We start from the raw sequence: 13,736 nt of genomic DNA, 5'->3' as shown, positions 1-13,736 counted from the left end.
TCCATTCGCCTGGCCGCGTCCTGCGGCCGGGCGAGAGCCGATCAGTGCTCGAAGTCCTTGTGGAGCAGCTTATAGTCCGGGCCGAACTTGAAGTCGTAGACGTGACCGTCCGCGCAGGTGGCGTTGTCCACCTCGAAGAGACCGTCGTCGACCTTCATGGAGCCGCCCTTGCACCCTTGCGCGGTGAGCGCGGCCTGGACTTTTTCCTGCTCATCCGCGGTGAGCGCGCGATCCGCGAACGCGGCTCCGCTGCTGACCATGAGCAGAGCCATTGCGGCAAGAATTTGCATCTTCATCTGACTCATCCCCCAAAGTGCGAGTCGCGGCCCGACGGTCGCGATTGTAGCGACGCCGATGTTACATCCTCACGAATGGCACCTACCATCCCGGCGTGTATCGCGGCGTGACCGGGCGATGGACAATCGCGTCCAACAGTGCGACCTCCAGCATGGCGGCTGGCGGGCATGATCGCGCCGGTGCCGTGGAGCAAAACCGTTCATCGTTTCCAGCCGACGCGAGGGGGAGCCGTGCCGCAGATGATCTTCCATCCCGTTCTTGTGGTGTTTCTGGGTGCAGGCCTCGGCGGCGTGGTGCGCCATCTGGTGAACCTCACCATCCCCAGGCTGCTCGGGGTCGGCTTTCCCTTCGCCACCCTCTTCATCAATGTCACCGGCAGCTTGTTGATGGGCCTCATCATGGGGTATTTCGCCTTCAAGGACGGCGAAAGCTGGACCCAGAGCATGCGCCTGTTCCTCACCACCGGTGTGCTGGGCGGCTACACCACCTTCTCCACGTTCTCGCTGGATTTCTTTTTCCTGATGGAGCGGGGCGACAGTGGTCTTGCCCTGCTGTATGCGGCGGCATCGGTGGTATTCGGCTTTCTCGGCGTGTTCGCGGGTATCTGGCTGGTGCGCACCCTCACCTGAGCAGCGGGCCGCGACGGTCGAGACGTGACGGCGCGCCCGCCATGCACTATTGCCTGTCGTGAACGCGCGAGCGATGGCGCCCGAGGATCGACACAAGATGGCAGTTGAACTGAAGACGGTGAGTGAGGACGAGGCCGGCATGCGCCTCGACCGCTGGTTCAAGCTGCATTATCCCGACCTGTCCTTCGGTCACCTCCAGAAGCTGGTGCGGACCGGGCAGGTGCGGGTCGATGGCGGTCGCGTCAAGACCTCCACCCGTCTTGATCCCGGCCAGTCCGTGCGCGTGCCGCCGCTCGGCGACGGCGAGGAGGCCCCGGCGGCGCCGGGTGCCCCGAATGCCGCGGGCCGGACCGGAAGCGCCGCCGGCACGGGGCCGGGCGGCGTCCCGGCCAAGGCCGCGCGACCGGGCGTCAAGGTGAATGACGATCTCGCCTTCCTCCGATCCCTGATCCTCTATGAGGACAAGGACGTGATGGTGCTCAACAAGCCGTTCGGCCTTGCGGTGCAGGGCGGCTCCGGCACCTACCGCCATCTGGACGGGCTGCTGGAGACCATGCGCGACAAGGACGGCCAGAAGCCGCGCCTCGTCCACCGCATCGACAAGGATACCTCCGGTTGCCTGCTGGTGGCCAAGACCCGCCTTGCCGCCTCGGTGCTGGCCAAGAGCTTCCGCTCGCGGGAGGCGCGCAAGGTCTATTGGGCGCTGGTGCCCGGCGTGCCAAAGCCCCGCCAGGGCCGCATTTCCACCTATCTCGCCCGCGACGAGGAAGAGGAAAAGATGCGCGTCGCCCGCCACGGCGAGGACGAGGCGAGCCACGCGGTGACCTATTACGCGGTGGTGGATCAGGCGGCGCAGAAGATGAGCTGGCTGTCGCTGAAGCCGGTGACCGGTCGTACCCATCAGCTGCGCGCGCATCTTGCGCACATCGGACATCCCATCGTGGGCGATCCGAAGTATTTCAACATCGAGAACTGGGAGCTGCCCGGCGGCCTCCAGAACAAGTTGCACCTTCTGGCGCGGCGGCTCGTCATTCCCCATCCGCGCGGGCAGGGGGTGATCGACGTGTCGGCGCCGCTGCCGCCGCACATGGCCCAGTCCTTCGCCGTGCTCGGCTTCGACGCCAGCCAGTACGATCCGATCCTGGAGGCGCCGGAGGGATGAGGGCGCCCCTCCCGCGGCTGCTCCTGCTGCTCGCCCTTCTGGTGGCGCCGGCGGTGGGGCGCGCGCAGGAGCCGGACATCCTGGACCTTTATCGCGAGTTGCAGATCGCGCAGCCCAACGGCTTTCCGGCCTATGAGATCACCCTTTCACCCCACGGGCCGACCGCGTCGGGCGGCCTGCTTTATGGGGAACGGGCGCGGGTTTCGGTGCTGCTCGACGTGCCGCGATTCTATCTGCGCCTCACCGACCGGGGCGATATGGACCGCGCCGATGGCATGGTGACCGAAGTGGCGGCCTGGATCGATTCCGAAGGCGCGCCCCTGGTGGGGCTGAGCGAGGTGGCGGTGCGGGTGGGCCGACCCTTTGCCGGGCGGCTGCGCTTCTATTCCCGCGCGTCGGGACGCTGGAACCTCGTCACCGGGCAGGTGTGGCCCCAGGATCTAGGGGCGGACCTGTGCCGCGGCGAAAGCCCCGAAGTGGTGGAAGAAGCCGCAGCCTGGGAGGGGCTTGGCCCGATGGTGGCGCTGCTGCCGCGCAACGGCACCGATATCCAGGTCTGGTGTGTCGGGTCGAGCCCCGTCGCCGGCGTCGGCGCGGCCGTTCTGTGGACGCGCGCGACCGGATCCTTCGCGCGCGGGCCGGCGCTGCCGGGGCCTGTCCCCTGGGCGGAAAAGCCGGAATGAGGTTGTGGCGGGGATCTGCGCGGCAACTCGTCTTGTGCAACGCGGTAGAAGCGCGTGGCGTGCGACTTTTGTCTTAAGCGTGTCCACATCAGAAGGCCGCCACAGGGCCGGGCGGGGCGATTTGACCGCCGCTGCACTTGAAGTGTGGTCCCGTTCGCCTATGGTGCCGCCTCAATGGGCTGCCGTTTTCGTCAATGCAGGCGGCCTGCGATAAACGGTCGCCCGAGGGACGTAACCCATGACACCCCTGCTTGCGCTCGCCCGCGGCATCGATGCGGTCAACAGGCGCATCGGCAAGATTGCCGCCTGGCTCATCGTCGCCGCTATTTTCGTTTCGGCGACCAATGCCGTGGTGCGCAAGGTGTTCGACCTCAGCTCCAATTCGTGGCTGGAACTGCAATGGGTGCTGTTCTCGGCCGTGTTTCTGCTGTGCGCGTCGTGGACCCTGCTCGACAACGAGCATATCCGCATCGACATTGTGAATTCCCACCTCTCCAAGCGGGTCCGGGACGGCATCGATATCTTCGGCCACCTGTTCTTCCTGCTGCCGTTCTCAATCCTGCTGCTGTGGACCTCGGTGCCGTTCTTTCTTTCCTCCTTCGCCATCGACGAGCAGTCCCTGAATGCCGGCGGCCTGCCACAATGGCCGGCCAAGGCGCTGGTACCTCTGGGTTTCTTCTTCCTCACGCTGCAGGGCATCTCCGAGCTCATCAAGCGCGTGGCCATCTTCACCGGGCGCATGGAGGACCCCAACGAGGGCACTGGCGGCAGCCATGCGGCGCTCGCCGCCGAAGCCGAGCGCCTGCTCGAAAGCCAGGCTGATTCCGCAGCCGCTCTCCCGAAGACCGAGCGTTGAGGAGGCCGATGATGCTCGCACTGTTCTCGGCCCTGCGCCGCCCGCGTCTCGCGCATCTGGCCGTCGTGCTGTTTGCGGCGTTCGCGCTCGTCTCGTTCCTCCCCGACACCGCCTTCGCCGCCGAGCCCGGCTTTCGCGGCTGGTTCATCCACAACATGGCGCCCATCATGTTTGTGGCACTGGTGGTGTTCCTGTTGCTGGGGTATCCAGTTGCCTTCTCGCTGGCAGCCAACGGCCTCATCTTCGGCCTCGTCGGCATCTGGCTCGGCCTGTTCCGACCGGATTTCCTTCAGGCGCTGCCCGAGCGCGTCTATGGCACCATGAACAATGAGGTGCTGCTTGCGGTGCCGTTCTTCACCTTCATGGGCCTCATCCTGGAACGCTCCGGCATGGCCGAGGACCTGCTCGATACCATCGGGCAGGTGTTCGGCTCCATCCGCGGCGGCCTTGCCTATGCGGTGATCTTCGTGGGCGCGCTGCTTGCCGCGACCACCGGCGTGGTGGCGGCCTCGGTGATCTCCATGGGCCTCATCTCGCTGCCCATCATGCTGCGTTATGGATATGACCGGCGGGTGGCCTCCGGCGTCATCGCGGCATCGGGTACCCTGGCGCAGATCATTCCGCCCTCGCTCGTGCTCATCGTCATGGCCGACCAGCTCAACCGCTCGGTGGGCGACATGTACGAGGGGGCTTTCATCCCCGGCCTGATGCTCGCGGGGCTCTACGCAGTCTACATCTTCATCGTCTCGTCCTTCTTCCCGAATGCGGCGCCCGGCCTGCCGCTGGCGGCGCAGACCCTGCGTACGCCCGACGAGAAGACCGGTTTCGCCCGCGTGCTCGGGGCGCTGACCGCTGCCGGCTTTGCTCTGCTGATCGCCACCGGCGGCCTGCCGCATCTCAGCGCCGACCTGCTGCCCGCCGTTGCCAACACGGTGGTGTGGGGCGTGGGCGCGTTCGTGGTGCTCTATTTCATCATGGCCGGAACGGCGCGGCTGCTCACGCCCTCGCTCTATCTCACGCTGGCCCTCGCCATCGCCCTGTCGATCGTGCTCATGGGGCGCAGCGGCGTGAAGTTCGGTTCGGATTATGTGGTGCTCGCCATGTCGGCGACGGTGGCGCTCGCCTTCGTCATCGCGGTGGTGAACCGGGTGTTCCGTTTGCACCTGTTGTCCAAGCTGGCGGAGCAGGTGGTGTTCGTGATGGTGCCGCCGCTGGCGCTCATCTTCCTGGTGCTCGGCACCATCTTCGTCGGCGTCGCGACCCCGACCGAAGGCGGCGCCATGGGCTCGGTGGGCGCGCTGGCGCTGGCCGCGGCGCGCGGGCGGCTCAAGTTCGACCTGATGCGGCAGGCCACCTATTCCACCGCCAAGCTGTCGGCGTTCGTGTTGTTCATCCTGCTCGGCGCGCGCGTGTTCTCGCTCACCTTCTACGGGGTGGACGGGCACAAATGGGTGGAAGAGCTGCTGGTGTCACTGCCGGGAGGGCAGACGGGCTTCCTGATCGCGGTGAACCTCCTGGTGTTCGTGCTGGCCTTCTTCCTCGACTATTTCGAGCTGGCCTTCATCATCATTCCGCTGCTGGGACCGGCGGCGGACAAGCTCGGCATCGACCTGATCTGGTTCGGCGTGATGCTGGCGGTGAACATGCAGACTTCGTTCATGCATCCCCCGTTCGGCTTCGCGCTGTTCTTCCTGCGCTCGGTCGCAGCCAAGACGCCTTACCTCGATCGGGTCACGGGCAAGCTCACCCAGCCCGTGACCACCGGCCAGATCTATTGGGGCGCGGTGCCGTTCGTGGTGATTCAGCTCATCATGGTGGCGCTCATCGTCCTGTTCCCGCAGATGGTGACCCATTACAAGGGCAGTGCCGTGCAGCTCGATCAGCAGCAGATTCAGCAGCAGTTCGACAGCCTGTCTCCGAACCTCGACGCTGCGCCACCGCCCGCTCTGGATTTCGGCAATCCCAATTAGGCGCTGCCACATTGCTCTGTTAGAGCTGCTTTTCGGCGCCGCCGTGCGGGCGGGGCTGAAAAATCAGGCTCTCCTGACATGGTCGGGGAGACGCAAGCTCGCCCCGGTCGAATCGGCCCGGCGGGGCAGGTGCCGCGGACCGGTCTGGCGAGCCAGTCGGCGGGCGACGGAGACGGTGAGGTATGAACACAAAGCACGACTTCTGTCCCGGCTGCGGCGCGCAGGTCTATCCCGAGGAGACGCAGTGCCCGTTCTGCGGTCGCTCCCTGCGCTCGGGCGTCCTGACGCCGGTGGTGGTGGGGCTTTCCGGCACAGTCGTCGCGCTCGTGGCCGGTGCCCTCGTGTGGTGGGTGCTGTCGTCGCCGGCGCCGCGGGGCTCGGCGTCAGCGCCCGTGGCACCGCCGGCCGCGGTCACGGCTCAGGCGCCAGAAGCCGCGGCGGAATCTGCGGTGCCGCCGACGGTCAACGTGCTGCCGCGCGTGGACGTGCCGACCGCGGCGCCCGTTTCGCCGCCGCCCGTGGCAGCCGAGCCGCCGCTCGCGCCGCCGCCGGCCGCGCCCCTGTCCGCTGCGCCTGCGCCGCCGCGCGCCGTCTTGCCTGAACCTGCGACGACACCGCCGGCCATGCCCTTTGCCCCGCCGCCGGGGGCCGCCGCGCTGGATTCGGCGCCGCGCGTGGCGGTGACGCCCACGACCCCCGTGGCGCCGGCGGAGGACGCCCCGGCGGGTGATCCCGAATCCCGCCGCGCCTTTGCCAAGAACAAGCAGGACAGCTTCGCCCAGAACGGCCTCGACCTGCAGGTGAGCACCTCGGGGCCCCAGGACACCACCTTGACCATCAAGTTCAATTTCTCCGCCAAGACGGCGGCCGAGCTGATCGTCGCGGGGCCTTTCCCCAAGCAGTGCGAGCAGCGTGGCTTCAAGGAGATCTTGTTTCAGGACCCTTCGGGGGCCACATGGGTCTATGATATCGCAACCCAGAAGATGTCCGTGCGATGAGTTTGCCTGACGGTTCTTCCGCCACGCCAGAGGCTCCGCTCACCCTGGTGCTGTTCGATTGCGACGGCACGCTGGTGGACAGCCAGCACATGATCGTCGCCGCTATGCACGACGCCCACGGGGCGATGGGCCTTGCCGTGCCCGAGCGCGGACGGCTGCTCTCGGTGGTGGGATTGTCCTTGCCGGAGGCGTTCACGGTGCTGGCGCAAGGGGATGCGGCCTATCCAGTGGCGCAGATGGCGGAGGCCTATCGCAGCGCCTTCATGCGGCTGCGGGACGCACAGCCGCCGGAGCCCATGTTTCCCGGCGCGCGGGAGGTGCTGGCGGCGTTGCGGGCGCGCGACGACGTGGTGCTGGGCATGGTGACCGGCAAGGCCCGGCGTGGCGTGGCGCGGGTGCTGCAGGCTCAAGACATGGATGGCTGGTTCACCACCATCCAGACCGCCGACGACGCGCCCTCCAAGCCGCATCCGGCCATGGTACAGCAGGCGATGATGGAGGTGGGCATCGGCCCGGCGCGCACCGTGGTGGTGGGTGACACCTCCTATGACATGGCGATGGCGCGCGCCGCCGGTGCGGCGGCGCTCGGGGTGTCGTGGGGCTATCACGCCACGGATGAATTGTGGCACGCCGGCGCCCAGCGCGTGGTCGAGCGCTTCCACGACGTGCCGGAGGCGGTGGCGGACCTGCTGGCATCGGCTTCAGGCGCGCGCGCGGGAGGACCAGGATGCGCGAACTGCTGACAGACCTTGAGGCGGGCGGCGCAGAGCCGGCCGATCCCGTGGCGCGGGCCCAGGCGGCACTGCGGCCGGCGCGGCCCAAGCGCTTCTATAAGGATGTGACGGTCAGCGCGGCCGAAGGCGGCTTCACCCTTCTGCTCGATGGTCGGGCGGTGCGGACGCCGGCGCGCAACCTGCTCCTGGTCCCGACCCGCGCCCTTGCCGAGGCCTTGGCGAAGGAATGGGACGCCCAGGCGCGCGAGATCGATCCGCTGTCCATGCCTTTGACACGCCTTGCGAATGTGGCCATCGACCGGGTTGCGCCGGAGGCTGATGCCGTGCGCGACGAGGTGGTGCGCTATGCCGGCACGGACATGCTGTTCTACCGCGCCGAGGGGCCGACCGCCCTGGTGGAGCGGCAGGCGCGGCACTGGGATCCGGTCCTGGACTGGGCGCGGGAGACCCATGGGGCGCCGTTCTTCCTGTCGGAAGGGGTGTGCCATGTGGCCCAGCCGGGGGACTCCCTGGCGCGGGTCGCGGCCCTGCTCCCCGGCGCGGCGCTGCCGCTGGCGGCGGTGCATGTGATGACGACCCTCACCGGTTCGGCCCTGCTGGCGCTGGCCGTGGCCGAGGGCGTGATCGACGCTGATACCGCATGGCAGGCCGCTCATGTGGATGAGGACTGGAACCGCGAGCTGTGGGGGGAGGACGAGGCCGCCACCGCCCGTCGCGCCGCCCGCCGGGTGGAAATGGATGCCGCCGTCACCGCGCTGCGCCTCGGTGCCGACGTGGCCGCCTGATCTCGCCCGTGGTGTCCGCGCGCTTCATCGCGGCGAGGGCGATCGGCGTGAGGCCCCGATTGTCGGGAGCGCAAGCTGCGGCGCGGCCACGACACGGAGCTCCACAATGAGCACAGCCGGATCGAGCGTGTCTTCAACAAAATCAAAGAATTTCGACGCGTTGCAACACAACACGATAAGATTCTCGTCAACTTCAGGGACTTCGTCAAACGCGCCGCAATCGCCGTCTACTTCAAATGGCGAAATCGTTGCCGCAACGCAGGGGCTATCCGATGAGCCGCGCTCGGCCGAAAACGCTCTAGCCATCTGCTTCGGCGCAAATGCGCCTCACACTTTTACTGAAATTGCTCTGGCGTCCTATAAGTATACGCATATGGAGGTACCGTGCTAATGGATCTCTGGACACGGATTCTGCTTCTGCTCGCAGGGCTCATGGGCGCCTGTGGTGTCGCCGCGGCGGCGGTCGCGGCCCATGTGGGCGGCGGCGCCACGCTGGAAACAGCAGCCTATTTCCTGATTTTGCACGCCGCCGCGGTGGGCGGGCTGGCTGCGCTCGCGCTCCAGCTCACCCGCGGCAGCTTTCCGCTGCGCCTGGGCGCATCGGCGCTGGTGTTCGGCGCCCTGCTGTTCAGCGGGGACCTGTCCTCCCGCGCCTTGCTGGAGGCGAAGCTGCTCGGCGGCAGCGCGCCGTTCGGTGGCAGTCTCATGATCGCGGGGTGGCTGGTGGTGGCCGGCACCGCCCTGGTGGCGCGCCGGGCCTGAGCCGCGAGCGCCTATCCTGCAAGCGCCTGTCCCGCGCGCGCCATCGCTCCGGCTGTTGCATTCAGGCCTTTTCTTCACACGGGGCATCCCTTGCGTCGGAAGAGGCCCTAACCCTCCGGGCGCGGGCGCCACACGCAGGTGCGCTTGATGTCCATGTCCTCAAGCTCGCGCGTCACTGGAACATGATATTCGGCGAGCTGCTCCAGGCGATCCTTGGGCAGGTAGGTGCGCCCCGGATCGCCGATGAGCACGCGGGCGCCGCGCCGGGACAGATCGAGCAGCCAAGCATACACCCGCTCGGCGAGGTCCTTCTCATAGCAGATGTCACCCGCGAGCACGGTGCCCCAGCCGAGATCCCGGCCGATGAGATCTTCCCCCCATGGCCGCAGCACCACGCCATTGGCCGCCCCGTTGAGGGCGATGGCGCTCAAGGCGAAGGGATCGATATCCGCGCAGGTCACGGCGGCGGCGCCGGCTTTCATGGCGGCGATGCCCACCAGCCCCGAGCCGGAGGCGAAATCGAGCACCTCCTGCCCGGTCACCGTATCCGGATGATCGAGCACATGGCGCGCCAGCGCCTGCCCACCGGCCCAGGCAAAGGCCCAGAACGGTGGCGGCAGGCCCATCTCGCCCAATTCTTCCTCGGTGCGATGCCAGATGGGCACCGCCTCGTCGGCCACATGAAGCGCGATTTCCGGCACCAGAGCGGTGGGTCGCAGGCGAGTCTCGGCGCGGATGAAGGCGTCCGGGTCGGCGATGGGCCGACTCACACCCCACCCATGGCGCACAGAAGCTCCCATTCCTCGTCGGTCACCGGCTGCACGGAGAGGCGGGAATATTTGATGAGCGCCATTTCCTGGAAGCGCGGATCGGCCTTGACGGTGGCGAGGCTGACGGGGGTCTTGAGCGGCTTCACCGCCTTGAGGTCCACCATCACGAACTTGCCCGTGGGGTCGGAGGGGTCGGGGTAGGCCTCCTTGATGACCTCGACGATGCCGACGATCTCTTTGCCCTCGTTGGAATGGTAGAAGAAGCCGGTGTCGCCGATCTTCATGGCCAGCATCTGCTGTTTGGCGAGGTGGTTGCGCACGCCGTCCCAATGGGTGCCCTTGGCGCCGGCCTTCACCTGCATGTCCCAGGACCATTTGAAGGGTTCGGATTTGTAGAGCCAATGGGCCATGAGACACTCGAAATGCTGTGAAGAACAGGGATGGTGTGCCGCGTCCCCCGCGCCTTTGCAAGCGGCTTGGGCACCACGCCGGCCCCTGTTGCGCGCGGGATGATGTATGAGAAGCGCCGCGGCGTCCCCCCGCCCCAAGGAGGACTCGAGCATGGTCTATGAGGTCGCAACCATCGAGATCAAGGACGGCGCCGCCGAAGCCTTCGAGGCGGCGGTGAAGGAGGCCGCCCCTTTCTTCCAGCGTTCGCGTGGCTGCCGGGGTCTCAAGCTGGAACGGTCCGTGGAAACACCGAGCCGCTATTTCCTGGTGGTGACCTGGGACAGCGTGGAAGACCACATGGTGCACTTCCGCAACGCACCGGAGTTTCAGGAGTGGCGCCGCCTCGCCGGGCCGCACATGGCGAGCCCGCCCCAGGTGGAACACCACGCGGTCGCCTTCACCGCCTTCTGAACACGCGACGGGACACATGAAAAAGGCCCCGGCGAACAGCATCGCCGGGGCCTTCTCCATTCGATCACGGGTGTGGCGTGGACCAACGCGAGGCCGTCACAGTCCGAAAAAGCGGCGCTTGGTCTCGGGCTCCTCGCCGGCCGGGCCTGGATCGTCCGGCAACGGCGGCACGGGCAGGATGGGATCGGCCGGGCGCCGCTGCGGCGACGCGTCCTGTGGGGGAGATTGCGGGGCCTTCGCCGCCACAGGAGCGACATCGGCCGTAGGCGCGGCAGGGGCCGCGGCGCTCTCCGGCGCGGATATGGCCTCTTGAGCCGCCCGCTCGGCGGCCTCGGCCAGGGCCTTGGCCTGCTCTCCGGCGCGCACGGCGGCGATGGCCGCCATCACCCGCTCGGCCCCATGTTCGAGGACCGGCGTTGCCGAGACTCCCGGAGGCACCGCCCACACGAAGGCGTCGAGCCGGCCGGTGACCGGCGAGACGGGTTGCCAGTGGTCGGAAATCACCCCGTCGGCGATCCAGGCCGGATCGCGGGCGGCGTGCACGGCGCGCGCCGTCCATTCGCGGGCCTTGCCCACGTCGCCGTGCTCCGCCGCCTCCAGTTCCGCCATCAGCAGGCATACCCGCTGGCTGGGCGCGTCGAGCAGCGGTTCCAGGGTGCGCCGGGCCTCGTCATACTCGTGCGCGTCAAGGGCCGCGCGGGCGAGGGCGATGGCGCTTTCCACATGGGCCGGCGCCTTGCCGGCCAGCATGCGCACGCGGCGCAGCCGGTCGAGGGCGGCGTCGCCGGGGCGCAGGTGCGCCTCCACCTCGGCCAGCTCCGGATGGGGATGGGCCGCATAGGCGGTCTCGACGATCTTCGCTGCCTTCTTCAGTTCTCCGGCGGCGCCGATGAGCCGGCCGGCGCAGGCCGCGGCCGGCACCAGGGTGGGCGCGAGGCGCACCGCCTCCTGCGCCAACTCGCGCGCCACCAGCGGATCGGCGTGCTCGATCGCCATGGCCTCGGCGGTCAGCAGCACCGCGCGACGGCGGCGATACTGGGCCTTGTCGATGCCCTTCTGCGCCATCTGGCGTTCCAGCACCGTGCGAGCGGCGCGGAAGTCGCCGGCGGCGCAATGGGCCTCGATGACCGCATCCGCGGCCCAGGCCAGCGTCGGCGCATGGGCCACGGCCTCGGCCGCGATGGCGGCGGAGGCGGCCCGGTCGCCACTCTTGCGGGCCTCCATGTGCAGGCCGCGCAGCCCCAGAAGGCGGGTTTCCGCACGCGCGGCCATGGCCTTGAAGGCCGCGACGGCGGTTTCCGGATCGTTGTCGAACTGCGCCGCCTGGGCGGTCAAGAGGTGGGTGAGCGGCTCGTGGGGCAAAAGCCGGGCCGCCTCCGCCCGCGCCTTTCGGGCGGTGGCAGCATCGCCCGAGCCGATCGCGAGAAGGCCCCGGCTGAGGGCGCGCAGGCCCTGGTCCCGTCGCCGGCGGCGGGAGAGCGCCGCGACCAGCTTCGGCGAGGCCAGAAGGAAGGCGATGAGCCGCCACAAGGCGAGCATCACGCCGGTGACCACGGCGATGACGGCGAGCGCCACCGGCACCGTGGTATCCACCCGCCAGCCTTGCCAGACCACCGAGATTTCACCCGGCCGGTCGGCAATCCAGGAGGCGCCGAAAGCCAGCGCCGCGAGCAGAACGAGGATCAGGACGAGACGGATCACGGCGCTTTCCCCGAAATGGCGGCAAGCGCCTGCTGATAGAGCGTGGCAGCCGCCTCGGCCGCGCGACGGCGGGCATCGATCTCGCCCACCACGGCGGCCAGCTTCTGCTGCACCGGCGCCGGAAGCTGCTTCAATGTCGCCTGCGCCGTATCGAGGTTTCCGGCCTGGACGTCGGCGACCGCGCGCTTCAGCACACCGCGCAGGCTGTCCGGGTCCATGCCGTCGGCGGGGCGCACCTTGACGAGGCTCTGGGCGCTGGCGAGAAAGCGTGTCATCAGCGACGCATCGGCCGCCGGGGCCTCGGGTGCCGGAGTCAGGCCGTCGATGGCGGCGTCGCCCGCCACGGCCAGTTGATCCGCGAGCTTCGGCAGCGGCGGAAAGCCGGTCTGCGCCAGGGCCGCGAACGGCTCCAGCGGGGCCGCGCGGGGGCCGAGCAGGGCGCGGGCGGCCTCAAGTTCGGGTCCATAGGGTCGGCCGGCGTCGATGGATTGCTTCAAGGTGCCGAGCACCAAAACGGCGGCCGCGCCGCGATTGATGGCGGCCGCAGCGCTGGCGGCGTCGATCGCCTCTTTGCGCACCGCGTCGATATGGGCCGTGAGCCCGTCCAGGCGCGGCCCCAATTGCTGGGCCTGTCCCTGCGCCTGCTGGGCCGCCGCATTGGCGGCCGCGACCGAGGCCTGAAGGCCGTCCTGGGCCGATTTCAGCGTGTCCTGGCTGGTCTTGAGGACATCCACCCGCGACGCCACATCCGCCACCGCCGCTTCGGTCTTGGCGAGAGCCGCCTTCAGCGCATCCACATTAGGCGCAGTCGCGGCAGCGCCGGCACCTGCGGACGCGGGCGCCGCCTTCAGGGCCGCCAGCGCGGAATCGAGCGCGGCGAAGCGTGCATCCGCCTGGCCGAGGCTCTGCCGCAGGGCGGCAAGCGCCGCCGGATCGGCCACCGGGCGTGCCTCCAGCACCGAAAGGCGGGCGGTGAGCGGCGAAAGGCCCACCGGCGCCGGCTGCGGCGCATGCTGCATGGCGTAATAGAGAACGCCACCACCGGCGCCGCCGCCGGCCAAGGCCCCGAGGACCAGAGCCGCGATCACCGTCCCGGCCCCGCCCCGTCGCGGCGCGGCCGGTGACGGTGGGGTGGCGGTTGCGGTGGACGGGCTCTCCGCCCCCTGTTCTCCGGCCCCTTGTTCTCCGGCCGTCAGCGCCACCTCGGGCGCGGCGTCATCCGCGCTGGAGGCCGAGGCTTCCGGCGCGGACGAAACCGCCGCCTCGGACGCGCTGCCATCGGTGATCGGAACGCCGGCTTCGGACGCACCTGCGGCAGCGGGCGAATCAGCGGCGGGGGCCGCGCCTGCGTCTGGCGTGGAATCGGGGGCGCTGCGCACCTCCTCGGCCTTCAGGTCGAGGGTCGGCGGAGTGCGGGGACGACGGGACGAGCCGCCAGCCGCCGTGGGATTATCGCTCGCCATGGGCCTCCTCGTGGGATCGATCCGCCGGATACTTCGGATAGACCGCCCGGCGGTCCATCGCAACC

General features: G+C 68.7%; 15 protein-coding genes. 10 read left to right on the top strand and 5 right to left on the bottom strand.

All coding sequences use genetic code 11. The features are described 5' to 3' along the window. Positions 1–41 precede the first annotated feature (41 nt). The gene (locus tag HUW53_RS14875) at positions 42–296 is read right to left on the bottom strand and encodes a PepSY domain-containing protein (protein WP_237346548.1); all 255 of its coding nucleotides are present in this window, start codon (positions 294–296) and stop codon (positions 42–44) included. Positions 297–536: 240 nt separating this feature from the next. Between HUW53_RS14875 and crcB the strand changes: the two genes are divergently transcribed. The 9 genes from crcB to HUW53_RS14830 all read left to right on the top strand — a co-directional run bounded on the left by crcB (position 537) and on the right by HUW53_RS14830 (position 8,876). Beyond that, positions 537–926, top strand: coding sequence for a fluoride efflux transporter CrcB (gene crcB, locus HUW53_RS14870; protein ID WP_237346547.1), 390 nt, complete (start codon positions 537–539; stop codon positions 924–926). A gap of 73 nt (positions 927–999) precedes the next feature. Continuing rightward, a complete protein-coding gene (locus HUW53_RS14865) occupies positions 1,000–2,088 on the top strand; it encodes an RluA family pseudouridine synthase (protein ID WP_370877851.1) in 1,089 nt (362 codons plus the stop codon). After that, a complete protein-coding gene (locus HUW53_RS14860) occupies positions 2,085–2,771 on the top strand; it encodes a hypothetical protein (RefSeq protein WP_237346545.1) in 687 nt (228 codons plus the stop codon). The genes HUW53_RS14865 and HUW53_RS14860 overlap by 4 nt, the downstream gene beginning before the upstream one ends. Positions 2,772–3,009: 238 nt before the next feature. Further along, the gene (locus tag HUW53_RS14855) at positions 3,010–3,627 is read left to right on the top strand and encodes a TRAP transporter small permease subunit (RefSeq protein ID WP_237346544.1); all 618 of its coding nucleotides are present in this window, start codon (positions 3,010–3,012) and stop codon (positions 3,625–3,627) included. A gap of 155 nt (positions 3,628–3,782) precedes the next feature. Further along, the gene (locus HUW53_RS14850) at positions 3,783–5,597 is read left to right on the top strand and encodes a TRAP transporter large permease (protein ID WP_237346583.1); all 1,815 of its coding nucleotides are present in this window, start codon (positions 3,783–3,785) and stop codon (positions 5,595–5,597) included. Positions 5,598–5,779: 182 nt separating this feature from the next. Then, positions 5,780–6,595, top strand: coding sequence for a zinc ribbon domain-containing protein (locus tag HUW53_RS14845; protein ID WP_237346543.1), 816 nt, complete (start codon positions 5,780–5,782; stop codon positions 6,593–6,595). Further along, complete coding sequence (locus HUW53_RS14840) at positions 6,592–7,338, top strand: HAD-IA family hydrolase (protein WP_237346542.1); 747 nt, start codon at positions 6,592–6,594, stop codon at positions 7,336–7,338. Before HUW53_RS14845 ends, HUW53_RS14840 begins: the two co-directional genes overlap by 4 nt. Continuing rightward, positions 7,323–8,114: an ATP12 family chaperone protein gene (locus HUW53_RS14835; protein WP_237346541.1), complete on the top strand. Its 792-nt coding sequence runs from the start codon at positions 7,323–7,325 to the stop codon at positions 8,112–8,114. Before HUW53_RS14840 ends, HUW53_RS14835 begins: the two co-directional genes overlap by 16 nt. A 390-nt stretch (positions 8,115–8,504) precedes the next feature. Then, entirely contained in the window at positions 8,505–8,876 is a 372-nt protein-coding gene (locus tag HUW53_RS14830; RefSeq protein WP_237346540.1) for a DUF423 domain-containing protein, read from the top strand. Between the two features lie 107 nt (positions 8,877–8,983). On the opposite strand, the gene HUW53_RS14825 is transcribed toward HUW53_RS14830, so the two are convergent. Together HUW53_RS14825 and HUW53_RS14820 are read right to left on the bottom strand one after the other, a co-directional pair. Beyond that, positions 8,984–9,676, bottom strand: a complete 693-nt coding sequence (locus HUW53_RS14825; protein ID WP_237346539.1) for a class I SAM-dependent methyltransferase — start codon at positions 9,674–9,676, stop codon at positions 8,984–8,986. Beyond that, entirely contained in the window at positions 9,643–10,056 is a 414-nt protein-coding gene (locus HUW53_RS14820; protein ID WP_237346538.1) for an EVE domain-containing protein, read from the bottom strand. Before HUW53_RS14820 ends, HUW53_RS14825 begins: the two co-directional genes overlap by 34 nt. Before the next feature lie 151 nt (positions 10,057–10,207). Between HUW53_RS14820 and HUW53_RS14815 the strand changes: the two genes are divergently transcribed. Then, positions 10,208–10,507, top strand: a complete 300-nt coding sequence (locus HUW53_RS14815; RefSeq protein ID WP_237346537.1) for an antibiotic biosynthesis monooxygenase family protein — start codon at positions 10,208–10,210, stop codon at positions 10,505–10,507. A 96-nt stretch (positions 10,508–10,603) separates the two neighbouring features. Here the strand turns inward: HUW53_RS14815 and HUW53_RS14810 are convergent, their stop codons facing one another. Further along, the gene (locus HUW53_RS14810) at positions 10,604–12,208 is read right to left on the bottom strand and encodes a heme biosynthesis protein HemY (protein WP_237346536.1); all 1,605 of its coding nucleotides are present in this window, start codon (positions 12,206–12,208) and stop codon (positions 10,604–10,606) included. Continuing rightward, positions 12,205–13,671: a COG4223 family protein gene (locus HUW53_RS14805; protein WP_237346535.1), complete on the bottom strand. Its 1,467-nt coding sequence runs from the start codon at positions 13,669–13,671 to the stop codon at positions 12,205–12,207. The genes HUW53_RS14810 and HUW53_RS14805 overlap by 4 nt, the downstream gene beginning before the upstream one ends. Positions 13,672–13,736 lie beyond the last annotated feature (65 nt).

This window comes from Xanthobacter agilis (genome assembly GCF_021730435.1).
Lineage (GTDB): Bacteria > Pseudomonadota > Alphaproteobacteria > Rhizobiales > Xanthobacteraceae > Xanthobacter > Xanthobacter agilis.
This window is presented reverse-complemented; position numbering and strand designations above follow the sequence as displayed.